General features: G+C 34.0%; 28 protein-coding genes. 7 read left to right on the plus strand and 21 right to left on the minus strand.

All coding sequences use genetic code 11. The features are described 5' to 3' along the window. Nucleotides 1-162: 162 nt before the first annotated feature. Complete coding sequence (locus EKG35_RS11135; RefSeq protein ID WP_126294527.1) at nt 163-1353, plus strand: MFS transporter; 1191 nt, start codon at nt 163-165, stop codon at nt 1351-1353. Nucleotides 1354-1451: 98 nt separating this feature from the next. Then, nucleotides 1452-2222 carry a TSUP family transporter gene (locus EKG35_RS11140; protein WP_126294528.1) on the plus strand — a complete coding sequence of 257 codons (771 nt, stop codon included), beginning with the start codon at nt 1452-1454 and terminating at the stop codon, nt 2220-2222. Nucleotides 2223-2329: 107 nt separating this feature from the next. Here the strand turns inward: EKG35_RS11140 and EKG35_RS11145 are convergent, their stop codons facing one another. The 9 genes from EKG35_RS11145 to EKG35_RS11185 all read right to left on the minus strand — a co-directional run bounded on the left by EKG35_RS11145 (nt 2330) and on the right by EKG35_RS11185 (nt 12536). Next, nucleotides 2330-2962 (minus strand): FusB/FusC family EF-G-binding protein, encoded by a 633-nt coding sequence (locus tag EKG35_RS11145; RefSeq protein ID WP_126294529.1) that lies wholly within the window; start codon nt 2960-2962, stop codon nt 2330-2332. Between the two features lie 152 nt (nt 2963-3114). Further along, nucleotides 3115-3378 carry a CD3324 family protein gene (locus EKG35_RS11150; RefSeq protein WP_126294530.1) on the minus strand — a complete coding sequence of 88 codons (264 nt, stop codon included), beginning with the start codon at nt 3376-3378 and terminating at the stop codon, nt 3115-3117. A 302-nt stretch (nt 3379-3680) separates the two neighbouring features. Beyond that, entirely contained in the window at nt 3681-4883 is a 1203-nt protein-coding gene (locus EKG35_RS11155; RefSeq protein ID WP_126294531.1) for a Ger(x)C family spore germination protein, read from the minus strand. Continuing rightward, the gene (locus tag EKG35_RS11160) at nt 4880-5980 is read right to left on the minus strand and encodes a GerAB/ArcD/ProY family transporter (protein WP_126294532.1); all 1101 of its coding nucleotides are present in this window, start codon (nt 5978-5980) and stop codon (nt 4880-4882) included. The genes EKG35_RS11155 and EKG35_RS11160 overlap by 4 nt, the downstream gene beginning before the upstream one ends. Further along, the gene (locus EKG35_RS11165; RefSeq protein WP_342774113.1) at nt 5970-7580 is read right to left on the minus strand and encodes a spore germination protein; all 1611 of its coding nucleotides are present in this window, start codon (nt 7578-7580) and stop codon (nt 5970-5972) included. Before EKG35_RS11165 ends, EKG35_RS11160 begins: the two co-directional genes overlap by 11 nt. 218 nt (nt 7581-7798) lie before the next feature. Next, nucleotides 7799-9436 carry a ribosomal protection-like ABC-F family protein gene (gene abc-f / locus EKG35_RS11170; RefSeq protein ID WP_126294533.1) on the minus strand — a complete coding sequence of 546 codons (1638 nt, stop codon included), beginning with the start codon at nt 9434-9436 and terminating at the stop codon, nt 7799-7801. Nucleotides 9437-9811: 375 nt separating this feature from the next. Beyond that, the gene (locus tag EKG35_RS11175; protein WP_126294534.1) at nt 9812-10333 is read right to left on the minus strand and encodes a YfiT family bacillithiol transferase; all 522 of its coding nucleotides are present in this window, start codon (nt 10331-10333) and stop codon (nt 9812-9814) included. Between the two features lie 246 nt (nt 10334-10579). Beyond that, complete coding sequence (gene cypC / locus EKG35_RS11180; RefSeq protein WP_126294535.1) at nt 10580-11842, minus strand: CYP152 family fatty-acid peroxygenase CypC; 1263 nt, start codon at nt 11840-11842, stop codon at nt 10580-10582. A 136-nt stretch (nt 11843-11978) separates the two neighbouring features. Further along, nucleotides 11979-12536 (minus strand): hypothetical protein, encoded by a 558-nt coding sequence (locus EKG35_RS11185; protein WP_126294536.1) that lies wholly within the window; start codon nt 12534-12536, stop codon nt 11979-11981. 284 nt (nt 12537-12820) lie between these two features. Between EKG35_RS11185 and EKG35_RS11190 the strand changes: the two genes are divergently transcribed. After that, complete coding sequence (locus EKG35_RS11190) at nt 12821-13183, plus strand: hypothetical protein (protein ID WP_126294537.1); 363 nt, start codon at nt 12821-12823, stop codon at nt 13181-13183. Between the two features lie 281 nt (nt 13184-13464). Here EKG35_RS11190 and EKG35_RS11195 read toward each other — a convergent pair whose 3' ends face one another. The 4 genes from EKG35_RS11195 to EKG35_RS11210 all read right to left on the minus strand — a co-directional run bounded on the left by EKG35_RS11195 (nt 13465) and on the right by EKG35_RS11210 (nt 17520). After that, entirely contained in the window at nt 13465-15048 is a 1584-nt protein-coding gene (locus EKG35_RS11195; protein ID WP_126294538.1) for a BCCT family transporter, read from the minus strand. A 133-nt stretch (nt 15049-15181) separates the two neighbouring features. Next, nucleotides 15182-16390: an MFS transporter gene (locus EKG35_RS11200; protein ID WP_126294539.1), complete on the minus strand. Its 1209-nt coding sequence runs from the start codon at nt 16388-16390 to the stop codon at nt 15182-15184. Nucleotides 16391-16541: 151 nt separating this feature from the next. Beyond that, nucleotides 16542-16676, minus strand: coding sequence for a YpzG family protein (locus tag EKG35_RS11205; protein ID WP_185807730.1), 135 nt, complete (start codon nt 16674-16676; stop codon nt 16542-16544). A gap of 109 nt (nt 16677-16785) precedes the next feature. Then, nucleotides 16786-17520 (minus strand): urease accessory protein UreH domain-containing protein, encoded by a 735-nt coding sequence (locus tag EKG35_RS11210; RefSeq protein WP_126294541.1) that lies wholly within the window; start codon nt 17518-17520, stop codon nt 16786-16788. A gap of 146 nt (nt 17521-17666) precedes the next feature. Between EKG35_RS11210 and EKG35_RS11215 the strand changes: the two genes are divergently transcribed. Further along, entirely contained in the window at nt 17667-17969 is a 303-nt protein-coding gene (locus EKG35_RS11215; RefSeq protein ID WP_126294542.1) for a YunC family protein, read from the plus strand. A 53-nt stretch (nt 17970-18022) separates the two neighbouring features. Here EKG35_RS11215 and EKG35_RS11220 read toward each other — a convergent pair whose 3' ends face one another. After that, the gene (locus tag EKG35_RS11220; protein WP_126294543.1) at nt 18023-18523 is read right to left on the minus strand and encodes a pyridoxamine 5'-phosphate oxidase family protein; all 501 of its coding nucleotides are present in this window, start codon (nt 18521-18523) and stop codon (nt 18023-18025) included. Nucleotides 18524-18706: 183 nt separating this feature from the next. Between EKG35_RS11220 and EKG35_RS11225 the strand changes: the two genes are divergently transcribed. Together EKG35_RS11225 and EKG35_RS11230 are read left to right on the plus strand one after the other, a co-directional pair. Beyond that, nucleotides 18707-18934: a phosphate-starvation-inducible protein PsiE gene (locus tag EKG35_RS11225; protein WP_126294544.1), complete on the plus strand. Its 228-nt coding sequence runs from the start codon at nt 18707-18709 to the stop codon at nt 18932-18934. 109 nt (nt 18935-19043) lie between these two features. Then, entirely contained in the window at nt 19044-19310 is a 267-nt protein-coding gene (locus EKG35_RS11230; RefSeq protein WP_126294545.1) for a YqhV family protein, read from the plus strand. 18 nt (nt 19311-19328) lie between these two features. Here EKG35_RS11230 and corA read toward each other — a convergent pair whose 3' ends face one another. From corA to EKG35_RS11245, 3 genes are read right to left on the minus strand one after another with little or no spacing between them, the layout of a single operon-like run. Beyond that, entirely contained in the window at nt 19329-20288 is a 960-nt protein-coding gene (gene corA / locus EKG35_RS11235; protein ID WP_126294546.1) for a magnesium/cobalt transporter CorA, read from the minus strand. A 30-nt stretch (nt 20289-20318) separates the two neighbouring features. Continuing rightward, entirely contained in the window at nt 20319-21110 is a 792-nt protein-coding gene (locus EKG35_RS11240; protein ID WP_126294547.1) for an alpha/beta fold hydrolase, read from the minus strand. Between the two features lie 37 nt (nt 21111-21147). Beyond that, nucleotides 21148-22518: a hydroxysqualene dehydroxylase gene (locus EKG35_RS11245; protein ID WP_246020323.1), complete on the minus strand. Its 1371-nt coding sequence runs from the start codon at nt 22516-22518 to the stop codon at nt 21148-21150. A 160-nt stretch (nt 22519-22678) separates the two neighbouring features. Here EKG35_RS11245 and EKG35_RS11250 point away from each other — a divergent pair, with 160 nt between their 5' ends. Next, a complete protein-coding gene (locus EKG35_RS11250) occupies nt 22679-23533 on the plus strand; it encodes a manganese catalase family protein (RefSeq protein ID WP_126294548.1) in 855 nt (284 codons plus the stop codon). Between the two features lie 52 nt (nt 23534-23585). Here EKG35_RS11250 and EKG35_RS11255 read toward each other — a convergent pair whose 3' ends face one another. Genes EKG35_RS11255 through EKG35_RS11270 form a run of 4 tightly spaced genes read right to left on the minus strand, consistent with a single transcriptional unit; the run spans nt 23586 to nt 26990 of the window. After that, on the minus strand, nt 23586-24275 hold the full coding sequence (locus EKG35_RS11255) for an ABC transporter permease (protein ID WP_126294549.1): 690 nt from the start codon (nt 24273-24275) through the stop codon (nt 23586-23588). After that, entirely contained in the window at nt 24275-25192 is a 918-nt protein-coding gene (locus tag EKG35_RS11260; RefSeq protein ID WP_126294550.1) for an osmoprotectant ABC transporter substrate-binding protein, read from the minus strand. The genes EKG35_RS11255 and EKG35_RS11260 overlap by 1 nt, the downstream gene beginning before the upstream one ends. Further along, a complete protein-coding gene (locus tag EKG35_RS11265; RefSeq protein ID WP_126294551.1) occupies nt 25189-25836 on the minus strand; it encodes an ABC transporter permease in 648 nt (215 codons plus the stop codon). The genes EKG35_RS11260 and EKG35_RS11265 overlap by 4 nt, the downstream gene beginning before the upstream one ends. After that, nucleotides 25833-26990 carry a betaine/proline/choline family ABC transporter ATP-binding protein gene (locus EKG35_RS11270; RefSeq protein WP_126294552.1) on the minus strand — a complete coding sequence of 386 codons (1158 nt, stop codon included), beginning with the start codon at nt 26988-26990 and terminating at the stop codon, nt 25833-25835. Before EKG35_RS11270 ends, EKG35_RS11265 begins: the two co-directional genes overlap by 4 nt. Nucleotides 26991-26992 lie beyond the last annotated feature (2 nt).

Genomic DNA, 26992 nt, shown 5'->3' on the forward strand with positions numbered 1-26992 from the left:
ATGATTTAAATGATGTGCTTTTAATTATTTCTTCACAAATCTAATAAGTTATAAAAGAAAGACGTGTTCCTCCGATTTATATATTTTTTATTAGGCTTGAATACATAAATTTGAAGAGCTAATATAGGTTTATACTTTATTTAGAAAAGAGATGTTTTACAATTGCAACAAACAAAACTTTGGACAAAAGATTTCGTCCTTTTTTTATGTGCAAATTTCTTCATTGCATTAACGTTTTATTTATTAATGACAACTTTAGCCGTATATGCAATTGATGAGTTTGACGCTTCTCAGAGTGAAGCAGGATTAGCTGCAAGTATTTATGTTATCGGTGCACTCGTCGCAAGATTATTTGCTGGCAAATATGTTGAGGTGTTTGGCCGAAAAAAAACATTATACTTTAGCTTATTTTTAGCTTTCATCACAGTGGTTGCCTATTTTCCTATCAATAGTCTCCTAGTACTTTTTATTGTTCGTTTCATTCACGGAATTTCATTTGGCATTTCAAGTACAGCCATTGCAACTACAGTAATGGATTCAGTTCCGAGCAATCGACGTGGAGAGGGTACTAGTTATTTTTCTTTAAGCTCCGCTGCCGCTACTGCTGTTGGTCCATTTTTAGGTCTTTATATCACCCAACATTTCGACTTTAATGTCATTTTTATGATTTGTACCGCATTAACTATTTTCTCAATAGTAGTGATTCTTTTCACAAAAGTCCGCGAAGCCGACTTAACTACTGAAGAGCGACAAGCTATGAGAGGTGGCTTAAAATTAGGAGACTTTATTGAAAAGGCTGCCTTGCCAATTTCGCTTATGATGGTCATTATTGGCATGGGGTACTCTGGAATAGTTTCTTTTATTAACACGTACGCAATTGAGATTAATTTAACGAAAGCAGCTTCAATATTCTTTATTGTATATGCGGTTGTGTTATTCATTTCAAGGCCAATTACGGGGAAAATGCTTGATTCAAAGGGAGATAATATAGTTATCTATCCAGCCATTATTTGTTTTTCATTTAGCTTAATTTTAATGGGAATAGCAAAAAACAGCTTTACTTTACTAGCCGCTGCGATTTTTTTAGCCCTTGGATTTGGTACTCTTATGTCATGTATGCAAGCAATCGCCATCAAAGTATCTCCACGAAAGAGTGTAGGTCTTGCAACTTCTACCTATTTTATTTGTATGGATGGAGGAATGGGATTAGGGCCGTTTTTAATCGGTCTCATTATACCACTCACTGATTTTAGAGGAATGTATATTTTATGTGCTGCTGTTATTCTTTGTATGATTGTCGTATATTATCTAATTCATGGAAGAAAATCTAGCAAGCCACAATTAGATATATAATGTCGAAGAATAATTAACTAAGTTTGCACTTTTTTGACTGATATATTCTTACCTATTTTATGGTCAAGGTTGAGGCTTTAATTGGAAGGTTGATGCTCATGTTTTTAGAATTAGATCCGTCGCTTATTTTAATATTATTTCTATTTGGATTTTTAGCTGCGTTTATTGATTCTGTCGTCGGTGGGGGCGGATTGATTTCTTTACCGGCATTATTTTTTACAGGCTTAAGTCCTTCTGCAGCAGTTGCAACGAATAAACTTGCTGGAACAATGGGATCACTGACAAGCGCCATTACATTTTATCGTTCTGGTCAACTTGATTTAAAAACAATTGCAAAGCTTTTCCCGATTGTTTTTATTTCTGCCATGGTTGGAGCTTGGATCGTTCACCTAATGGATCCAAATGTATTAAAGCCATTAATGCTTTTCATGCTCGCGGTAGTTGGTGTATATACTGTTTTGAAAAAAGATTGGGGCAGCATTTCAACCTTCAAAAAACTTACTACTAAGAAATTAATTGGTTTTATTATACTAGTTTCTGCAATTGGATTTTACGATGGCTTTTTAGGACCCGGAACAGGTTCGTTTTTAATCTTTGCTTTCTTAATGATAGGCTTTGATTTCTTAAAAGCAGCAGGAAATGCAAAGTTTTTAAATTTTGCTAGTAATATTGGAGCACTTGTTATGTTTCTATTTTTAGGTCAAATTAATTTTGCATATGGTCTAATCATGGGGACTGCACAAATTATAGGTGCAGTTTGCGGCTCAAAATTTGCTATTAAGCGCGGCAGTGGCTATGTTCGAGTGTTATTTATTGTTGTCACAGTACTCCTATTAGCAAAAAATACTTATGATTATTTCTTTAGTTGATAAGGTTCAAAAAATAGTGGTCACCACCTAAAGAGCATCATTTTAAAGCCTATAATATAAAGAAAGGGGGATGTTCACATGATGATTACTGAACATCCCCCCAACTATTATAGTAGAGTTTCTACAAAGTCATTTAATTTACTTATGTCTGTTAATGTTTCATTACAAGCTACACTATCTTCACAAATGTAATTTCCTCGTTTTGTATATGTTCCAAGAGTAGGGCCACTTTTTGAAGTCATTAACATTCCTACTTTCGCCTGACGGTTGCAAACTGTGCATATCCCTACTTTTTCAGTATTACTAAATACGCCGCGCAACCCTTTCAATTTTCCATCTTCTCTATAGACGATATACTTACGATTAGTACCAGAGTCAACCCAGCTTAAATAAGTAATCTCTTTCCAATCGATTTGTTCAAGATTTGGAATTCTTAATTTTTTATCCTTTGGGAAAAGCTTCTTGAACTCATTTTCTGTTGGACGCTTAAAAGGTTCTACATATTGTTTAATATCAACAATAAAAATTTCCAGCTGTTCTTTTGTACGCAAACCAAAAATTGGCTGCAATAACAGCTGTTGTTCAACATCGCTAAAATATAACTTATTATTTATTTCTTCTTGGACGAGAGCTTGAATCGCTTGTATGACGTTTTGGTCCTTTGATGATGTATATGCACTTAAGATTTTCTTTGCTTGTTTTTTAACAAATTGATATTGCTCAACATTCATGAAATTCATTTAGAACACTCCTTTTGCTATAGCGTACAGAAAATGTACAAACTCAGCAATTGGAGACATTTTTTTAAATTAAACTATACATAACATAAAGAGGGTTAAAATTTTGCAACCCTTTAATCAATATCATAAATAACCTAATAACCTTAAGTTCTTTATTTTCGATAAACAATCTTTTTGATCGTTTCAATCGATAAATGATATTGCTCTGCCAAGCTTTGAATAGGCGTCCCTTCTTGAAATAACATTTTAATATGTTCATTTCGTTTTTGCAGCCTTAATCTCTCCCCAGAAAGGACGCCCCATTGTACACGTTTATTTTCAGGCTTTGGAATATAGATTAAGTCACCTTGAACATACTTCTGTATTTCATCAAGTAATTCTTTTGGTAATATATCATGTGCATTTACATAACGCATTTGCAACTCTCCTTTACTTTATCGTTCAAAGTAAGGGCAAAGCGTTTGAATGCATAGCAACTTAGGCGATTATTATAAATATCTCCTCACGCAAAGTATCGCCATAACATTCATAGGCTTTGCATGAGTAGATGCATTAAGTGGCGAATTTATCCGAATTGCCAATTTCATCACATCCTCTTTAAAGACGTTTTTTGTAATTATTATACAAGGAACAAGAAAAAAATCGAATGGAAAACCCAAGTTTTTTTCCACTCGATTATCATATTAACAGCATTTTAATTTAGCAATTTTTATAATACTTACTTCCATTCCATTCCTGAACCCTTAATTTTAAAATCTACTTTTATTTGGATATCCATATCTTTGTAGATTTCTGACCATTTTTCATCTGTTTTCACTTCGTCATTCCAATATTTTGGGTATTGGGCTCTTATTCTTGCACCTATAGCATAAATATCAGACTGATTCTGCTGCAACTTTTCTTTAAATTCATTAAAAACCTTATCAGACAATTCACAAAGTTTTTGTTCTATTTCATAAAGTTTTTCTTCTGATAAATTATTCGACTGTGTTTCTTCTTCAATCATGCCGTTTATTTCCACATTTATAAAAGCAGATGGTTTTCCATTGGTTACTTTGACCTTGAATTTAGAGTTCCTCTCATACGATTCAACCATATAGTTGGCACCGTCTTCTGTCGCTATTGCAACGGAATAACCACCTGGATTTTGACCTTTTACCGCCAAATATTGGCCGATTTGCAATGGATTGGTTCTACCAACCATTTTATCACCTTTAAAATATGCTAGGCCACTAACCATAATTCGGTCATTATCGATATTTTTTACTATAGGCAAAACTGCATCAACACCTATATCAGAAAGGTCTACCCAAAATTTTCCGAAGAATTCTCTTGGTAATTTCCCCAATCGCACTGAATTATCCAATGTATTTGATAAGTACAATGAAGGTACAGTTTCAAGCGGTGGTGCAGCTTGTATTATATTTGATGCTGCTTCTTCACTTACAACCATCCAAGCGGTTCGTCTTACTTCATACTCGCGTTTTAAGAAATCATTTATATCTGTAATGTCTTCTTCAACAATTTTTTTATTTACAACAATAATTTGCAAGTGCCCATAATAGATTTTCTCTGCAAGTTGTTGTTGTAAATTTGCCATAGCATCCTTCATTGTATATCCATATGATTCCAATACCCAAGCTGTTTTCTGAGATTCTTCTCCTCCCTTTTCAGGACCTAATTTAATTTTCCCAGGGATAGCTAATTGTGCAGTTACTTTATAAAGAGTATCTTTATCATTGCCTGGGTATCCACCTTCTTCGTGTGTGACATTGGGAACAGAATTTCCTTCCTCCTCTTCTGCTATATCTACAGCTAATCCTAAAATATTTGCTCTCTCTTCTAATTCATATCGATCCCAGCATCCGGTTAGAAAAAGTGACGATATACAAAAAAAGATAATGATAAATAGTTTTTTCATATAGTATCTCCCTTTTTCTTTCTTAGCTTTGCAATCATTAGTATTAGCAGTGGATAAGGAATAATAAGGAGAACACCTACCGTAGTTATCTTAAGTATATAATCATACATTTCATAAATATTTTGCGGAATCAATGCTATACAAAACACTGCTAAAAATCCAATTATCTTAATTACTCTATGCTTCTCCGTATTTAACATCTCTGCTATCCCTCTAACTGAAAAGAAGAAATAGGAAAGTAATGAAGTAAAAACTGCAAATATCCATGAAATGATAAGAATAGCATCTATACGTGCCAAAACTTCCCCGGGAACTTGAACCATTCGACCAAGCACCAGGGCCGGCCAAAACATCTCCAAAATTGTTACTTCACCAAAAACGCCAAGTGTTATTGTAATTAATGAAAAAACTATAAGACCGCCTAATAGAAACCCCCAAACTCCACTTTTAACAGATTTATTTGGATTTTTCATATATGGGATTATCATAGCAATTACTAGGAAATTGGAGATGGCCTGTCCTATTCTTAATGATCCATTTAAGAAATCATTAATTGACACATTATGGCCAAAAATCGGCAATAGATGATATATCTCTATATCTCTAAAGGAAGGAATCAATACTAAAAATAATGGTATGATACTTAGTGGTAAATAGAAAAAATGGATAAAAGCAAAAGACGAAACATTTTGGAAACTAATTACTGAACAGAGAAAAATAATTAAAAAAATTGATACTTGTATAGGGGTGCTAGGTAAGAGTGCACCTACCATAACTTCTGCAAACTGCCTAGTTTCAAGACCCATTAACAAAAGAAAAAAAACAATCAATATAATATTAAAAAAATTGCCTAGAAACTTCCCTAAAACTATCTTGTTATAGCTGATAATTGTTTGTTTTGGAAATTTCTTACCCAACATTGTAACCACCACTACTCCAACAAGTGAACACAAAATCCCAAATAAACTTGCAATAGGAGCTGCATTTCCCACTTCCTGCACTACAAATCTTGGTAGGCCTAATAATGATATTCCTACCATTGTACCAGTAACAATAGAAGCGAATTGTATGGAGGAAATTGAATCACTATGTTTCATCAAAATCTCCTCCGTTATTATCAAGAAAATTATTTTTCGTTGTGTCTTTTACCTTTTTGCCTATACGCTGAGCATCTCTTACATGATTTTCAGCTGGCCGTTCTTTTAGCCAATAAAAAGGAGCACGAAATATTGAATCTTTTAATGATTTAATGTTCCCTGGAGAGAATGGTGTCATATAAGGTATTCCAAAGGAACGAAGGGAAAGCATATGGTTCAAAACTAACATAATTCCTACTGCCAACCCTAAGAGGCCAAATGTACCTGCCAAAATAATAAGTAAAAATCTTAGCATACGAAATGCAGTTGCTGCATTGTATGAAGGAGTTGCAAAAGAACCGATTGTTGACAGAGCAATAATAACTACTGTGATCGGACTTACAAACCCTGCTTGTACCGCTGCTTGACCGACTACAAGAACTCCTACTATCGATAACGCGCCCCCTACTTGCTGGGGCATCCTTACCGTTGCTTCTCGTAATATTTCCATTGCAAATTCCATAACTAGTACCTCAAAAATAACAGGGAATGGGACACCTTGCCTCCCACTCGCAGCGGCAACAACAAAATTTGCAGGAATAAGCTCAGGATGGAAGGATAGAACCGTTATATAAAAGGATGAAAAGGTTAATGAAAAAATTAAAGCTGCCATACGAACAATTCGAACAAAAGAAGAAATTATCCATCTTTCATAATAATCTTCACTGGTTTGATAAAATTGGTTAAATGTTGCAGGCACAATCAATGCAAAAGGGCTTCCATCTATTAATATCGCAACTCTTCCTTCTAAAATGTTCCCTATGACTTTATCCGGTCTTTCGGTATTTTGGACTTGAGGAAAAGGTGAGTTAGGACGGTCTTGTATAAATTGTTCGATATAACCAGCATCTAAAATACTGTCTATATTTATTGCATCAATTCTCATCTTCACTTCTTTTAATAAATCTTCACTTACAATATCGTCCATATAACAAATTGCAACCTTTGTTCTCGTTCTTTTTCCCACCTCTGTTTCCTCAATTTGAAACTCAGGAACTGGGAGGCGATAGCGTAATAGTGAAATATTTGTCATAATTTGCTCAATGAAACCATCTCTTGGACCGCGGACAACTCTTTCAGTAGCGGGTTCTTCAATCGATCTTTTTTCCTTTTCTACTACATCCAGTTCAATTCCATATTCTTCGCCTTCAATTAAAATAAGAGCTTTTCCAGATGAAATAGCTTTAATAAAAGATGATAGTTCTGATACTTCCTTTACGTCTGAAAAATAAAGTATGTTATTTATAATATATTGAGTTACTTGCTGTGATGGATCACTTAAAGGCTCGCCCTCTTGAAGAAGTTTAATGATATCACGGTCAATTTTTTCAGTGCTCACTAATGACTTCAAACATATAAGTACTGCAGGAGTCTTACCGAATAAATTAAACTTTCGAATTAAGAAATCCATGTTCTTCTGAAAAATTTTATTAATTTCATATATGTTATCTTCTAGCTTTGGGGAGATTATTTTTGTGGAATTTTCTAGGATTTTGCTTTCAGGTATAGTTGGTACTTTATTTTTTTTCGTTCTTTTTTTAAAGAACGGGGACATATTCATACCTTCCTTCCATGCTATCGTTTTAGAAATAGCATGAGTAGTATGTGATAAATAACCATAATCATACACAATTTCCACTAGTAACTTAATTTAAAAACTCAACTAAAAAACCGTCCATAAAATTTAATTGGACGGCTTTATTGCGGGGATGATGCAACTGTAACTAAATTAAGTGATGTAAGATAATCAGAAATTAATTACTAGATATTAAAATTTAGCTACTTTTCTTTATACATATTTATTTGTTTTGTTAATTCATTGAATCTTTGATCGAGTTCCTGATATTGTTTATCTTTTGAAGTCATGAAACTAAGTTTTCCTAAAATTTCTTGTCTTTCAGTTTCCAGCCTCAATAGGACTTCTTCTTTTGTGTCCTTTTTTTCTGTGACTTCATTTAATTTTTTGTAAATATGGCCATTCTTAATTTCAAGTTTACCAGTAGTAGTTTTGTTAATAAAATATCTGTCGTGAGAGACAATTATCAATGTACCATTATAATTGAACAAGGTTTCTTCCAATTGCTCGCGTGTAGGTAAATCTAAATGATTCGTTGGCTCATCTAAAATGAGCACATCCTTTTCTTCCAATATATAGATCATTAATTTAAATTTAATACGTTCCCCCATACTCATATATTGAATTTGCTCTTTCCATGCAGCTTTACAAAATCCTAAGTGCTTCATGAAATTTTGAACCTTGCCTCTTTCTTCAAAAGTGTCACGGTGGAATAACTCTTCAGGTGTTTTCGTAAGGGGTAAATCAAATACATCTTGCGTTAAATATCCGATACTTGCAGAAGGTGAAATCCAAACATCCCCTTCTGCCTTCGTTTGACCCATAATAACTTTTAATAGTGTAGTCTTGCCGCTGCCATTTGGACCTACTAATGCAATCTTTTCCCCATGCTGAATTGTGAAATTTACATTTTTAAATAAAGTTTTATTTCCAAAAGTCTTCTTTAAATTTTTTACTTCTAAAAATCGTTTGCCATGTTTTTCTTTTGCTTTCAATGTAAAGTTCACTTCATATTCAGGTTCAACCTGCACTACTTTTGCTTTTTCTAGTTCTTTTTCAAGCCTTTTCCTTTTGGATTTAACTTGTGTATCCATACGTTTTGCTTTAACACGGTAAAATTCTTTAAAACCTTCCTGCTTTGTTGATTGTGCATGGGCTTTTTGAGACCAAGAAGTTAATTCCTTTAATTGGCCTTCAATTCGTTGCACCATCTGCTGCTGCTTTTCATACTGCCGTTGTTGGGAGAGTCTTTTGTGCTCCCGCATCTTCATGTAGCTTGAATAATTTCCTTTGTGCTCGATTAGTCTTTTATTTTCAATTGACCATATTTTCGTTGTAACTTCATCTAAAAAATAACGATCATGAGAAACAAGTATAATTGTCCCTTTATAATGTTTGATTTGTTCTACGAGTAATTGTACACTTTGTTCATCTAAATGATTCGTTGGCTCATCTAACAATAAAATTTGCGCATTCTCTGAAAACCCTTTAGCAAGTCTTGCTTTCAGCTTTTCTCCACCACTTAATTCCTTAAATTCATTGGCAGGAACATGCCACTGTGATAATAATAAAGCCTCCTCAGCTGTAACTCCTGCTGATTTATAAGCTTCGATTTCTTGTTCAACGCTCTCAACCGAAATATTTTGTTGAAGCCAACGTAAGCTTCCGCTAGTTGCTTGTATAGTTCCAGAAATAATTTGAAGCAGCGTGGATTTCCCAGCACCATTTTTACCGATAATGCCTATAACATCTTCTTGATGAACTGTTGCATGTATCTGTTCAAAAATAACGGACTCCATTATTTCATAATGTATATTTTGCAATTTTAATATTTCCCGCATATATATCTTCCCTTCTTTTAGTTAGTAGGGAGGATTCAAAAACACATCTTGCACTAAAATAGTGCAGGTGTGTCTTTCCTTATGTGGATTACTGTAAAATAAAAACTTATACTTTCTAATCCACTAAAAAAATCCTCCCAAATTACATTGGAAGGATTAGTCGCTTTTAAGCAATACAAATAAGCTATTACCGTTAAAAATAGCTTTCTTATACTTATAGAAAATGGGCAGACTAATCCTATTTTTGTTTCTGAAATCTTTTTAGATTACATCAAAAATAAGATTATTTGCGCATTGGCCACCCATCTTCCCTTCTGTTCATAGTTTTTTCATTATATCACAAGATTTAATTTAACTTAAATCAAAATCCTAAAGTTAATGATTTCTTTTTTCTAATGCATTTTTTATATGTGCTAAATGATGATTTACATGCCACACACAAAATCCCATTGTCTTCTCAACTGTTTGAATGCCAGTATCAGGGTGAATAAATGTCTTTTTTAATTGTTCTTCACTTAAGTTTGCTAATAAATAGCTTAAACGAGCGTGTAAACCTTGAATAATACTTAAAGATGAAGCAAGTTCTATATTTAAATCTGCTAACGCTGCCCAGCCATTTTCTTCAAACGGTTTAATTGTTGGATTCTCTTCTGTTAAAGCTAATTTAATTCGAGTATAAACATTTATTTGGGCATCAGCAATGTGATGAACGAGCTGTCGGATAGACCATGCACCTTCACGATATGTCAGATGTTGATCTTCCTCATTTATCGACTCTACTATTTCTTTTAATCTCGTTGGAAATGTGGAGATATCTTCAATCCAATTATCTCGAATTTCTTGTGTAATGCTTTCAGGAGCCTCATATTGTCCTATTGGGTATCGTTCATTAATCATTTTTGACTTCTCTCACTTTCCTTAAGTTTTATAGCCTCTACTACTCTATGTTCGAGAGGAAAGCTGAAATTCCTTCTTGAAGGGAATTTTAAACATAACGTAGTGTAGTAATAATTTTATATGCAAGCGCGATAAACCAGTAAATACAAAATATCCCGTAAACTGTTCTGATTGACCTTTTATCATATACGTAACTAAAAAAGCAGAGGGCCGCTCAGTAAACTGGACGGCCCCTTGTTTTTTCTATTATTGGATATTTTCTTTCTTTCGCTTCACATTTTTTAATATGATTTTACTCTGGGGGATGCTTGGTATATCTTCCATGCTGAAGCTTAAATCTTGCTCTGGTACATCATAATCCATTTTATTTACTAGGTAATCAATGCTTATTTTCATTATATCAATTGTAATCTGTTCACCAGCACAGCGATGTCCTAAATAGTAGTCTCCACCACCCTGTGGTATGAAACTAAAAGGACTTCCTTGCCATTGTGCAAAACGTTCTGGATAAAACATATTCGGATGTTCCCACAGTTTCGGGTCATGATTAGTCCCGTAAAGGTCTAAAAGAGTTAATGTTCCTTCGGTAAATTGATATCCATTCCATGTGAAGTCCTGCTTCACCCGTGCCGCAACAAACGGGAAGAATGGATAAAACCTTCTTACTTCTTGTACAAACATTTTTTGATAATCGTTATACGTTTTTAATTTTTCCTTTTGTTCCGGATACTGATACAATGCCAGCACTGTAAAGTTTATATAAATTGCAATTGCAACAATTGGCCTTAACAAATTTAGTATTTCCACCGATGTTGTTTCGATATCTAATAAATGTCCATCTTTATCTTGATAAAATGAAAACTGATGCAAGGGTGTATTTTGAGGAAATTGTACTTTTTTCTCCCGGGCAGCTTGAATTAGTTCCTGTATTGTCTTCTCCGCTTGATTTCGAAAACCTCTACCTAACCAATGAGCAGGTCCAATTGCTGCCGGAGTTTCAAACATCGCTCCTAAATCTCTTGTCATTCTTTTCACATCATCTTCATGCAATGGCGAGCCAACCCATTTAAAAGCCGCTTTACATAATAATTCCTTCATTTCTTCATAAAGAACAACCTGATCCATTTGACTCCACTTATCAAGTGATTGCTCCCATTGAAGCTTTGTAATATCCAATAGTCTATTTATCTCATCCTTTGTCATTATTGACATAAGCATATCTTTTCGTTGTCTATGTTCTTCATCATCTAATGTTTGAACACTATTTTTTCCGAATAACGTTTGCACAATACGGTTGGGTGCAGCACCATTCCTTTGAAATTTTTTTGGATCATAGAAGATTTGAGCTGCCTCTTCTCCAATCATACAGATTGCTTTTTTACCTAAAATTCTTGTTTCAAAAATATCGGATTGTAAGCTTTGTCGCCTATTTAATATAAAATTGTATCCTTCCTTTAATAGTCCTAAACTATGATCAATTCCTTCTTCACGCGGCATCTGATTTTCCAAATCTGTCACCTCTTTTATTATTCTTTTTTTATTCTTTCTAAATGATTTTTACTTTATGCTATTTTTCATTAAATACATGCATAATAAAACACCCTTAAAATAATAAATTTAAGGGTGTATATGCCTCTATAAAATTTTAGGAAACAATTGGATACATTGTCGGAGCATCACTTTCAAGTAAATCCGCTAATTGACCTTCAAACTCTAATTCAATCGTTTTAATACTCTGTAAGTCATGTGGAGAAACAAGAGACAAAGGCTTTTGAAATTCAATGATTTTTCCTTCATTTAAAACTCTTGCAACAAATTCGGAACAAAAATATGCACGCTTTCTTTGATAAGGTTTGTTTAAAATAAAAGTAATTAATCCTAAAAGATTATACCTGTAAAGATGTTTTTCATTGTCAATCTTATTAATAAAATATTTCATACTGGAAATTTGCTCATCTGTTACTTCAAAACTATAAATAGCACATCTGGCATTTTTAAATAATCCCTTTCTAACATCTTCATTAACAAATCCACCAATAAACGGGTTACGAGGCTTTTTGCGGCCGAAGCTATAAACTTCCGTAAACTTATTATCAAAAGCTATAGAAGCATGATTATATGGTTTTTTTGTATATAGCTTTATCATCCGTGTAAATATTGTTCCTGTGTCAGTTAACAATAAGTAGACTTTTTTCCTGCCCATAAACTTTCCCCTTTATTTATTCTTGCTTTTATAATAGGGGTTTTCTTTTAGTTAGGTAACCGACTTTAGAAATAAATTGGTATAAGACTAGAGACGTATTTGCACAAAAATCATACTTAAAAGTATAAAAATGGAAAACAAAATAATAAACCAAGAGATATACTAAAGTAAATTCGTAGTTTTTTATCAAATTTATGTAATAACGATTATACAAACAGAACTTTTTTCATGGTATAATCCTTTAGAAAATGTTACTTTTATTCTATTTCAGGGAGGTGATATATATGAAAATAGACCGCGATGTTTTATTGTTAGAAAGGGCCATAAGTAAAAGCGACTATCCTCAAGCACGTAAAATTATCGAATTAAACTTTGATAAATTTAAAAATACATATATCCGTACAAAATTAAGTATCGAAGCTTTAACTTTAGTAAATTGTGTTGTCGATTTTAATGATGACAATAATGAGCTTTATTCTAGAGAAACACAGTTAATTATTCAACATATTAATTCTTTAGCACGTGATTTCAGATTCGCGGAAATTAAGCGATTTTCATTTCTACAAAAGGAATTGCTTTCAAATCCTAAAATATATAATGCATTAAATGCTGATGCTAAGGCTCTAATTGCACCTCCTAAAAATTAACTTGCAGAGTCATAAAAAAACCCGGAAAAATTTCCGGGCTGATTTCACTAATTCTCATGATTAAAACTGTCAGGCTTAGGCTTAATCTCAATATTCGATTATAACGAAAATTTAGAGATAGATGCTTTTCCAAACAAGTTTTGAGGCGGATTTTCAGACTCTGAATTGTCTTCTGCGTTAATCATCGCAAATCCCTCCTAATGGATCATTTCGAATTGTTAAGTGAAATCATTTATAGTATTGCTTCAATAATAGCATTTATACTCGGCATAGAATCCATTTTATTTTTTGGTGTTTTTTTGCTGATTTTCACGTTCTATATGTTCGCGCATTTTTTTTAGGCGCTTAATTTCATTTTTCTTTATTGGAATCACTTCTTTGATTAACATTCTCCATAATGTTACTCCCAGCATCAATAATATTACCGTAAATGGCAGTGCTGCAATTAATGAGGCAGTCTGTAGAGCATCTAATCCACCAGCATATAATAAAACTGCTGAAATAGCTGCCATTAATACTCCCCAATTTAATTTTGTAATAACTGCGGGATTCATAGAGCCTTTAGATGTCATGCTTGCCATTATAAATGTAGCTGAGTCCGCAGATGTAATTAAAAAAGTAAAGATTAATATTATACCGATTATAGAAGCAATTAATGATAAGGGTAAGTTGTTTAACGTTTCAAATAACGCTACTGTAATATCTTCATTAACTAAAGTTGCAATATTTGTTCCTTTGTGTAAATCAAACCATAGTGCAGTTCCACCAAAGGTTGCAATCCAAAAGCAAGATATCACCGGAGGGATAATAAGCACACCTACAATAAATTCACGGATTGTTCTTCCCCTTGAAACTCTGGCAATAAATGTACCAACAAATGGTGACCAGGAGATTGCCCAAGCCCAGTAAAAGATCGTCCAATGCTTCACCCATTCTCCTTCTTGATACGGCTGCAAACGTAAACTATATTCCACAAAATGAGTAATATAATCACCAATAGCCAACGTAAATGTTTCTAAAATAAATACAGTCGGTCCCATTATAAAAACAAAGCCAAGCAACAAAATTGCTAATCCCATGTTTAGGTTACTTAAATACTTAATTCCTTTTTGTATACCTGTAGTAGAAGACAACATGTAGCCAATAAACATAACACCAATTATCACAAGCTGTAATGCAAAATTTACCGGCCAATCGAAGACCGCATTTAATCCACCGTTTGTTTGCAATACTCCTAAACCAACAGATGTAGCAACACCCATTACCGTTGCAATAACAGCTAAAATATCAATTAAATTTTTCAAACTCTTTTTTGTCCCTATAAGAGGTTCCAATGATGTTGAAATTAATAAGTCTTTCTTTTTATTAAATTGAATATAGCACATCACAAGTCCCATTAATGCATATACAGACCATTGACTAATTCCCCAGTGGAAGAACGAATACCCCATTGCCAACCTTGCCGCTTCTGTTGTAAGAGGTTCTGTATCAGCAGACGGGGTAGTATAAAAATGGCTCATTGGCTCAGCAACACCCCAAAATACTAATCCTACACCCAACCCGGCGGAGAACAGCATTGAGATCCATGTCAAAAATGAAAATTCAGGTTTTGCCTCGTTTCCACCAAGGCGAATAGAGCCATATTTACTTACTGCTAAAAATATTAGAAATATAACAATAGCGAAGACTGAAAGCAAATAAAACCAAGAAAAGTTTTGAGTAGTCATATTAAAAATTTTATTTGCTACATCACCAAACTGTTTCGGAAATAAAGCTCCTATTACAACTAAAATCGTAATAATTATTGCGGCTATAGTAAATACTGGATTCTTTAAAATATCTTTCACAAAAATACAACTCCTCATAAGGACTTAACTTTATAATTCTCCATTTCAATCTGAACTAATCATTATAATTTTTTATCTAGGGGATAAAATAAAAAAGCCCAGAAAAATTTTCTGGGCTTGAGATTTTTCATTTAATTATTAATTTCCTTTTCTAAGTTGCTTCACTTTTTGTATTGCGGTTTTTTTGAATACGACCCAAGCAAAACATACAGATTGGTGCGGTTATTGTTACTATTCCTATTACTGAAAACGCCATTCCCCAATTAAACCACTCCAAAACTATCCCAAAAATAAGCGGTGAAAAAATCGTTGTTGAAAAACCTAATACTGATTGTACACCTAATGCTAGACCAATCACTTCAGGATCAGATACTTCAGAAATTGCTACATTATAAATAGGTGAGTCTGCTACAATTGTAAATCCATAAATAACTACAAGGAAAAGCATGACTAATAACGGAATTTCTAAGAGCCAACCTATACATAATGAACATGTAATACTAATTATTAAAAAAACATTTACCATTTTTATTCTTCCAAATGAATCAGATAATTTACCTCCGATATATGTAGCTACTCCACCAATCATAATAACAATCGCACCTAATAAATTACCAAATTGTATAGACTGCGATTGAGAATAACCATGTATAGAAAAGTAATAAACTAAAAATGGACCAATCCATGCCCACATAGAGTAAAGCTCCCAAGTATGCCCTGCATAGCCTCCATTTATAAGGAGGTTTTCTTTGCGAAATACTCGTTTGAAAATATCTTTTTTTAATGTTATCGACGTATTATTTTTTATAGACGGAATCTTTAAAAGATACATTAATACAGCTGCAGCTAAACTGAAGCTCGAAGTAACAAATATCACGCCCTCCCAGCCGATAATATCAATGAGTAGACCTGAAATAAACAGCGAAAAACCCGAACCAACTACTAAAGACCCTACATAGACGCCTAATGCTGAGCCTCTCTCATTAGGTTCAAATAGATTTGTTAGCATTCTCATCCCCGGTACATAGACTCCTGCGATTCCTATTCCAGAGATCATGCGTAATAGTAAAATTGACCAAAAACTTTGCGCAAACATAGCAAAAATTAGACCAGAAATTCCAGCAGCTAATGCACCATATACAAAAAAATATTTGGGATTATATTTATCAATCAAAATACTATATAAAATTATCGCCGCCACATAACCAATATGAAAAAAAGTTATAATAACTCCGGATTGTGTAGAGGTTAAATCCCATTCTTTCTCTATAACTGGCATTACAGCCGAAAAGTTAAACCATACTTGCATTGCTAAAAATTGAGCGATGGACATTATCCATAATATTCTTTTATTACTCAAAGCAAAGTCCCCCTCTTTACTTTGTAATATTATATGTTTCAAAAAGTTTTATATTATATTTCATATAGATTAGCAGAACATGGAAGAATATAAAATAAAAAAACCCGGAATAAATTCCGGGCCATGATTCACTTAAATCTTACATGATGTTCTAAAACTGTCTAGCTTTCGCTTCTGATCTCAATATTTGGTTGTGGAGTGAAATCTCCGTTTGACCATTCATTTGAGACTTCTGAATCTTCGGCTTTTCCCAGTTTTGGTATGTCTTCTTTGAACCAGGATTCATAAAACCCTTTCTGTCCACTCGTCACACCCCTATTCATCATGTTAGATTTCTTATGTGAAATCTTTATTAGTATGAATGAAATTGGTCATTTTATGCGCTTTATTTAAAATCATATTCCCCAATAGGTGATAGCATCAAAAAAGCCAATTATAAGAAGAATCGCCCCGGTCAATTTTTGAATTAGGTTTCCGATAATTTTGCTCTTCTTCATTATCAAACGTTTTGCATTAAATACTTCAATTAAAGCAAAAATAATAAGCAGTGGCATTGATGTTGCAACTCCAAAAACAGCAGGCAAGAAAAAACCATATGAACTCGAAATAACTGTCGGCATTAGCCATACAAAGAACAACACAAACATTGTTGGGCAAAAAGCCAGCGAAAAAGTAGCTCCTAATAAAAAAGAGCCAATTTTCCCTTCTTTCATAATTACTGGTATATGTATTGTTAGACGGTTTATAAATTTAAGTTTTAACATCCCAATAAGCACTAATCCAGTAATTATTAATAATGGTCCGATTAATTTACGGAAAATAGGAAAGTATTTTGTCATTTCTGATTCAAAGGATTGACCAAAGATCCAAGCGAACCAACCGATTAAACTAAAAATAACAACCTTCCCAAAAATGAAAGAAGTTATCTCAATCCATATTGTTTCCTTTTGTATTGTCCGGTTGCCATAAAAAGATATCGCACTAATATTTCCTGTTATTTGGCAAGGAGCAAATGCACTAATACAACCTAACAAGATTGCGATTATTATTGGAGAATGATTATAAGAGTTTAAAAAAACAGTGATGGGATAACTAATAATTTGGCTTAATTCAGATAAAACACTATACATATGCTTACACCCTCTTTATAAAAGAATACTATGGTCCAATCATATTGTAAAAATGGTTTTATTTTTAGTTAAATCGTATTTAGATAGAAATACTACGAACACTTTTTTCCCATCCCCATATTTTATAGAGGGAGGGGGCGATCAATATGGTTTCAATAGAACCAATCGAATTACATGGTCATATGTTTACCGCTGTCACTGTACGTTTACCTAAAACAACATTGTTAACAGTATCAAATGAGAATGGCTATATTATGTGTGGCGCATTAGACGTTGGTCTGTTAAACAGTAAATTGGCAGATCGTAAAATTATTGCAGGCAGAGCGGTTGGGGTAAGAACAATTGATGAATTATTAAAAGCTCCGCTTGAATCTGTTACGTACGAAGCAGAAAAACTCGGCATTATAAAAGGTACAATCGGCGAAGAGGCATTATTAAAAATGATTTAATGTGAAAAACCAGAGATGCACTGCTCTCTGGTTTTTTATGTTAATCGATAATTTTAGTGACCAATAGCATCACTATATTTACCTGTTATCTTTTCAATTTCTACTTCAAATAATTCTGTTTTAGGTAAAGCTGGATAGCCATCTTTTTCGAAAGTCCAATTTGGGTCTCCATACTTTCTCCATAAACAATCATAAAACCATTCTTTTCGCGGGATTTCCTCATTATGTTTAACCGTTCCGAATAATACTACACTTGTGTACCCCAATGCGGACTGACAAGCGTATTTTCTCCCAGGAACGATATCGCCCATTTCACACACTTCAATACTCACCCTTGGATTATTTTTAATATTTGACCAAAAATGACTTTCACGTAAATTTCCTATATGAAGATAAAGTTTTGTTCCCCCCTCATATACAAATACAAAAGGAATTACGTATGGATAGCCGTCCTCTCCCACTGTAGCAACATGAGCAACTTGTGCATGTTTTAAAAAATGATATGCGTTTTCTTCAGATATTTCTCGTTTTTTGTTATTAATTGTTCCTCTCATTATTTTCTCTCTCCCTTCTATTAAATATATATTCTAAATACTACTTTTAAATCCCTTTAAATTTAATAGATTTTTTCAGAAAAACGATGAGAAAAACTATATTAATATCATTTTATCGCCGTTATTTATTAAACTTAAATATTATGCTAAAATGGTTTTTAGTAAATACTAGGGGGTAAAACAATGGGCAGTAAATCATTAAAATTAGATGCAAAAATTACACCAGAACGCGTTGATGAAGCTTTAACAATCCGCGACCGATTAATTATCGAATTATTAGTTGGTGTACTAGATGAGCAATTAGTTATTGAACGTCCAATTTTACGTGAACGTTTAGCAAACCTTGTTGAACTAGCTGACTACGATGCAGAGTTGAAAGAAACTTTACACGGTGTAATTAATAAACTTTAATTTTATTATCAAAAGGAGGTGCTCCTAGTCTTGGAGCACCTCCTTTTTTATACTAAACTTTCTTGGACAAACATACACTTTCATATAAGTAATGCTAAATGGAGGGTGAATGTTGGAAAGTGCACTAATTTATATGGTCTTATTGCGAATCTTATCTGGAAGTCTTGAAATAACAGCAGCAGGATTAATGTTTAAATTTAATGATCTTGAAAAAGCTTTAGCTATTAACTCTTTACTAGCTTTAGTAGGGCCTACTGTTTTAATTATTACGACAGGGATTGGCATCGCTGGCATAAGCGAAAAAATATCTTATTTAAAAATGGTTTGCTTATTTAGCGGGGTATTGCTTATTCTATTGAGTTTAAAAATGAAATGAATAATGTTTTTACAAAACCTATTTAAACCAGCCTTTCTTTTTAAACCAAAGAAGCATTGTGACGCCAATTAGAGCCATTAATCCGAGTGATAGAAAATATCCATACTTCCATGATAGTTCAGGAATATTTTCAAAATTCATGCCATAAATTCCTGCAATAAAAGTTAAAGGTGCAAAAATAGAAGTTATAATAGTTAACAATTTCATGACGTTATTCGTTTGTTGCGAACTTAAAGATAAATAACTATCTCTTATGTCCGCAGTGACTTCTCGATTTGTCATTACCATTTCAGAAAGCTTTAGAAGATGATCATAAATATCTGAAAAATACTCTCTTCTTTCACTAATCCTATTTAAATTTAAATGATGTGAATTTAACATTCGATAAAGTAAATCCCGCATTGGATTTATCGTATGCAAAAGGTTTAGGAGCATATTTCTCGTTTCAAACAACTCGTTCATTAGAAAATTCATTGAATGACTTTGGTTATTTTCAACCATCTTTTCTAATTCGTCCTCAATTCGATAGACAAGCGGAAAATAATTATCGACGATTTTATCCAGTATTTCATAAAAGATATAGTATGGATCCCAATTTTCTATAGATTCTTGTGATAAAAAACGAGTCCAAACTTTTGTTACTTCTATTGAAGGAACCTTATGAAATGTTACAATACAGCTTTCTCCTACAAAAAAATCTAATTCTTCTTTAATAATTTCGTTACGCTCTTCTCGAACAATATGCGTTACATAAAAAGTATAATTATTGTAGTAATCTAACTTTGGCCGCTGAAATTCTTGAACGCAATCTTCTATTGCAAGGGGATGAAAATGAAACGTATTAGATAAGTGTTTTAGTTCTTCATCTGTTGGCTCACTAAAATCTACCCAAAACCATTTATAGTTAGATAATATGGCGTTATCAATCGTTACATTTTCAAAGTTGTTATCATGTGTTATTCCTATAAAATTAATCATTTTTTAAAACCCTTCTTTTTACTCAATACGTTAAACCATAAATGGGTTTTCCCTTATGTACGATTGAATAAACCTTTGCATTACATCATGTAATTTTTGAGGTGCTTTCGTTGGAATTTGATGATGTTCATTTTCTAATAACACTAGCTCATTTTCCGGAAGTTTTTCTTGAAGAATGTAGGCATATTTATGAAATACCTTATCTTTTGCTCCATATACGAGCAATATAGGCACCGATATTTTATGGAGCTGATTCGTACAGTTATATTTTAAACTAAATTGATAATATTGTTTAATATTACGTATGTCTCCTTTTGATGATGCTTGCTGCATCCTTTTAAAACATTGTTGTGTGTTGGCGTTCCCCCTCGTAATAGCATATGTTAAAAGGGGAAATGTTTTTTTAGTTGAAAGGCCGGCTGCTGTTAGAATTCTTAACTTTAAATAATAATCGTTTACTTCAGACATTCCACTAATCACTATTCCTCCAAAAGCCCGTTCAGAATGCATTTGCAAAAATTCTAGAACAATTGATCCTCCTGTTGAATAACCACAAAGAAATGCCTTCTTTATTTTTAACTCATTTAAAAGTAAAATTATATCTTCAACAATAAGAGAATAGTCGATTACCCGGCTTGAGTATCCACTTTGCCCATGACCGCGTATATCAAATGTAATGATTTTATACTTATTCGATAAATGCTCAAATTGATACATAAAATTTATACCAGTTAGTAACGGAGGGTGAATAAAAACAATAGGAATTCCCTCTCCCCTTGTTTCATAATACAAATTACCCCCGTTGATTTTTATATGCGGCAATGTACTACACCTCTCATATTCTATACTTTTAGGATAATTAGTTCTTTTTTAATATTAGGTTCGCAGCCTTCAATCCTGACACAACAGCACCTTCCATCGTTGCATAATAAGGCTGCCGCGTATAATCTCCAGCTAAGGTTAAACCTTTAATTTCCGTTTTCTGATTTGGCCTTAAATGATCAAGGTTTGGTTCCAAACTATAAAAGTCATCCGAGCGGCTGACGATCCGGTAGTCTATCAAATTTGTCTCTAAATCCAGCCCTAACTCTCTTGCTTCCTTTTGTACATGCTTTAAAATATCCTTGCTCTCCATATTTAAAAATGCTTCTGGGGGAGTTAAAATGATAGAGAGCCTTCCTTGAACATGTGTAAACGTTGAGCGGGATTGTTCCGCAAAACTTGCAAGTGAAGTTAATGGTCCAAATGTCGTACGATCATAAGGAAGTACAGGTTTTGTAAATTCCATTTGTATTGTTACAGCTGGCATAGTAGGCAACTTAAACAGATTTTCCAATGAAGGATGATCAATAAAATGTTTTTTTAATATTTCCTTCGTTCCCCCTAAATGAGTGGCTAATATTATATCCTTCGCATAAATTTTGGAGCCTTCTTCTAAAATCACTCCTATTACAGCCTCGTTTTCAAATACTAGGCTTAGTACCTTCGTACCTGTTTTAATAACACCATTCTGGAATTCAACAAATTGAGCAATCGGTCTTGCTAAAAGCTCAGTCATTCCCCCTAAGTAAGCGCCAACTCTCATTCGATAAAAACGTGGTATAGCTGGAAAGAATAAACCGAAAAATACTTTTGCAGAGTATCTTTCAGGTGGTAAAAAGAAAATACCCGCGCTTAATGGAATAACAGCATAATGTAATGCATTTTCACTAACATTATGTTTAGTTGCATAGTCTCTTATATTAAATTGATCTAATGCATCTGGATTCTTTAGATATTGCAAAAAACCACTTGTAAAAAACCTCAATAATGACAATTTGTCTTTCCATGAAAGAATATCATTATTCCCTAGAATTCCTTTAATCATGTCCAACGGTCCAAAGATAGGAGATACCCCAAACGTTATAGCATCCTTTTTCCCTTTAATACGAACATCAATATTCTCCTCCCATTGAACAATAGCATCTATATTTACCCCTACCTTTTTTAAGACTTGTGGCAACGCTTTATAATACCCGATGTGACGATGAAATCCCGATTCAACTACCATTCCATCTTCATCCCACGAAGATGTTCTTCCTCCAATTACTTTTTCCTTTTCAAGTATAAGCACCTTCTTTCCATTAGTGGTTAACTCTAAAGCCGCAGTTAAACCCGCTAATCCTGAGCCTACTATGATTACATCGTAATGTTCCATCCTGTACCATTCCCAACCTTCAAATGTTTTCATACACTACATAAAGTTTTATCATTTCTCTTCTTTTTTAAGCGACAATCGATAAAGTCATGTTTCTAGTCGATTAAAAAGTTTTAATACTCCTGTATGTGAATAAAAAAATTGTACAAACCCATACTTTCATCGAAAACATACTTAAAAGGGAGGAAAATCTATGTATTTTTATAAAGAAGATTTAATTAACATGATTGTTCCGGATAAACCAGATCCAGCAGCAGCAAAGGTACTGCAAGAAACTCTTGGTGGGCGCTTCGGGGAAATGCGAACAATGATGCAGTTTTCGTTTCAAAGTGCCAATTTTCGTGGTAATGCAAAGCAATATCGAGATCTAATCCGCGGTATTTTTTTAGAAGAACTTAGTCATGTTGAGCTAGTCCAAACAACTATTAACCAATTATTAAACGGTGCTGGAGAATCCGGAGTTGGTAATGCAGGAGTCGATCAAGCACCGTTAGATGAAGCGATTAAACACGCTAATCCTCACCACTTTATCATGGGTGCGCAAAGCTCCTTGCCTGTAGATGCAGCAGGAAATCCTTGGATGGGTAATTATGTTTACTCCCATGGGAATTTAATAGCAGATTTACTTGACAACCTCGTACTTGAATCCACTGGTGTGCTTCAAAAAACAAGAATTTATGAAATGAGTTCCAACAAAACTTTACGGGAAACATTGGCTTTTTTAATTGTTCGAGATAATGCCCATCAAAACGCATTTGCTAAAGCGCTCGAAACCCTTGGAGTAGAATGGGGAAAATTATTGCCAATTCCGAACTACGACATTACGAAATATCCTGAATGTCGAAAATATATTGATATGGGCTTTCATAATGCATTCTTTAATTTCAGGTTAGATGATCACAGAGTTGGTGAAATATTTAAAGGGGAAACACCGAGTCGAAATAACAGTGAACTGCAAATTGTCGATCCGCCCACACCGCACCCTGTTCCAGATTTACCCGAAATGCCAAATGAACATAGCCCTGGCCTTAAAGATTTAATGAACTAAAATAAGTGCTAGCCTCTATCGATGAGACTAGCACTTATTTCTTTATCCTCGATTAAATCGTTTGAATGGTTTTCTTTTGCTGTCGTTTTACTGGATCTAATCTTCTTTCAATCATTCCCAATATAATATCAGATAGGATTGCCATTAACGCCGTTGGCAATGCACCTGCTAAAATAATTGCAGTTCCATCTGTTGCGTTAGTACCACGTATAATAATATCTCCTAGACCACCGGCACCGATAAATGCACCGATAGCAGTAACACCGATGGCTACGACTAGCGCAATCCGAATTCCTGTAATAATTACCGAAAGTGATAACGGCAGTTCAACCATATATAATACTTGAGCCTTTGTCATGCCCATGCCTCGACCTGCATCGGTGACACTTTTATTAATCGTAGTAATACCAACATAAGTATTTTTAATAATTGGTAATAATGAATAGAAAAACACCGTAACAATAACCGTTGTTTTTCCCAATCCGAGAACAAGCATGAGAATTGCCATTAAGGCAAGTGCCGGGATTGTTTGAATAATATTTGCCAGTGTAATAACGACACTTGATACTTTCGCATACTTTGCAATAAGAATTCCAAGCGGGATGCCGATGACTGCTGCAAGTAATACTCCATATATTGAAATTAAAAAATGATCAATAAATTGACTAAACACGTAAAAGCCATTTTCCTGCATATAAAAGAAAAATTGCTCTACTTTAGACATCTGGGTCATATCTTGCATTACTCATCACCCCCTGAAAAGTAGTTATGTTCAATTAAAAATTGTTCTGCTACAACTGCTGGTTCTATTAAATTATTATCTGCTAAGTAGTTTAATTCTTGCATCGTTTCCGTAGAAATTTTACCAATTAATCGTTCAATTGCTTTTTTCACTTCAGGTTTTTCCTCTAATAAAGCCGTATCAGCGAATGGACTTGCATCATATGGGGGGAAGAAATTCAAATCATCCTCTAAAACTACTAAATCGTAAGAAGCAATGCGCCCATCAGTTGTATAACCAAGAACAACATCGAGCTCACCAGAATCAACTGCATCATAGACTAACCCTATTTGCATTGGGTATGTTCTTGCAAAATCAAAGCCATATGCTTCAACAAACGCTTTATAGCCATCCCCCTCACGATTCATCCATGATGTATCAACTCCTGCCTCCAGTTCACCGGCAACATTAGCTAAATCACTCACTTTTTGTAAATTATATTTTTCTGCTGTTTCTTTAGTCACCATAAAGGCATACGTATTTTCAAATCCATAGGAATCAAAGAATGTTTGGTTAAAACGTTCATCAAATGTTTTTTGAACATAGGCCAAAGCCTCTTCGGGATCTTTTATCGGCTCTGATTGCAGAGCCCCTGTTAAATCCGTCCCCGTATACCGAACTGCTGATATATTTGCATCGCCATTCAGCATCGCTTGATGTAGAACAGTACTTGAACCTAGATTATTAATAAGCTCCACTTTTTCATCCGTATAATGTTCAATCATATCTTTCATCATATAGGCTAAAATTTGCCCTTCTGTTGTAACGACCGATGCAATCTTGATAGAGTCATTTTGTCGATTCATTGTTAACGAAAAGAAGCTTATTATTAAGATTGCTGCAACTGACACAATTAGAAGCAGGAGTTTGTTTTTCATGATGTACGCCCTCCTTCAATTTTCAGTCCTTTTGGTGTTACCCATTTTTCGAGCTTCGATAATAGAAAATCTGCCAGTAGCGCAAGCAATGTTACAATAATTGCCCCACCTACAATCAACTCAGTTTGGTATAAGTTTAATCCGTTAAAAATGAAGTCTCCTAAACCACCCGCTCCAATATAGGATGCAAGAGTTGCCCATGAGATCACATATACCGCTGAAAGTCGTATACCTGACATAATTACCGGTATTGCTAGTGGCAGTTCTACAAGTAAAATAGACTGGAAACTTGTCATCCCCATCGCTATGCCCGCACCTTTTGTATTTTCATTAACCGATTGCATTCCTATAAAAGTATTGTTCAATATCGGCAGTAAAGAATAAATACACAGCGCTATTATGGCAGGTACTTTTCCAACACCCAAAAAAGGAATCATGACTGCGAGTAATGCTAGTGAAGGAACGGTTTGCAATACGCTTGTTATACTTAAAACAATTTTTGCTGTATATTTTGATTTCGATAAAAGAATGCCAACAGGAACTGCAACAACAACTCCAAGAAATAGAGCTATCATCGAAATATAAAAATGTTCCCATGTCTTTAATAAAATTTCAGAGCTGTTTTCAGTGAAAAAGGAAATCATTCACGAATCAACTCCTTCTTTTCTTCCACTTCTGTTTCTGCATCTCCCCAAATAGTGTCATAAACGATATCAACAATGTTCGCACGAGTAACTAAACCGACTAATCGGTGCTCCTCATCGACGACAGGGATATTTTTTAAGTTACGCTTTAAAATTCTGCGGACAGAATCCTGTAATTTAGAACCGGTTTTTACGTAAAAGACTTCTTTTTCATAAACTTCTGAAACACTTTTCTTTGTCTTACGTGCACCCGTAAAGCTTTCTACATCTAAATAGCCTTGTAGTCGATTGTCGCCATCTGTTACAAATAACGTGTCTACTCGCTTTTCCACCATTAAACGAATGGCCTCATCGAGACTTTTTTCAATTGTAATTGATATAGGTTTAATCATAACTTCATCAACTGTTTTAATATTGGGTTTTTGTTGAATAAGTCGGTGTGAACCGATAAATTCTTTAACAAAATCATTAGCCGGATTTGCTAAAATATTATCTGGTGTATCAAATTGAATTAGTTTTCCATCATGCATTATTGCAATGCGGTCAGCAAGTTTAATCGCTTCATCCATATCATGCGTAACGAAAATAATCGTTTTATTTAAACGTTGCTGAATATCTTTGATGAGATCTTGAAGTGTATCGCGTGTAATGGGGTCAAGTGCACCGAATGGTTCATCCATTAAGATAATATCTTGATTTGCAGCAAGTGCGCGTAAAACACCAATACGCTGCTGTTGACCACCTGAAAGTTGTGTTGGGTAGTAGTCTAAATAGGATGGGGGTAAATTTACAAGTTCAATTAAACGGCGAGCTGTTGCATCTTTCTTTTCCTGTGGCCATTTTAATAAGTGTGGGACGAGTGTAATATTATCCCTTATTGTCATATGCGGCATTAAACCAATTTGTTGAATAACGTAGCCTATACTCCTTCGTAATGTTACGGCGTTCATTTTAGTAATATCTTTTCCATTAAGTGTAAGCTTGCCACTTGTAGGCTCTACCATTCTATTAATCATCCGAAGTGCTGTTGTTTTCCCACTCCCACTAGTTCCTATAAATGCAATAAATTCTCCTTGTTCTATCGTAAGGTTTAGTTTATCTACAGCAACCTTACCTCCACGATATACTTTTGTTAAATTTTCAATCTGTAACATCA

The organism is Lysinibacillus telephonicus (assembly GCF_003966145.1).
GTDB classification, from domain to species: domain Bacteria; phylum Bacillota; class Bacilli; order Bacillales_A; family Planococcaceae; genus Ureibacillus; species Ureibacillus telephonicus.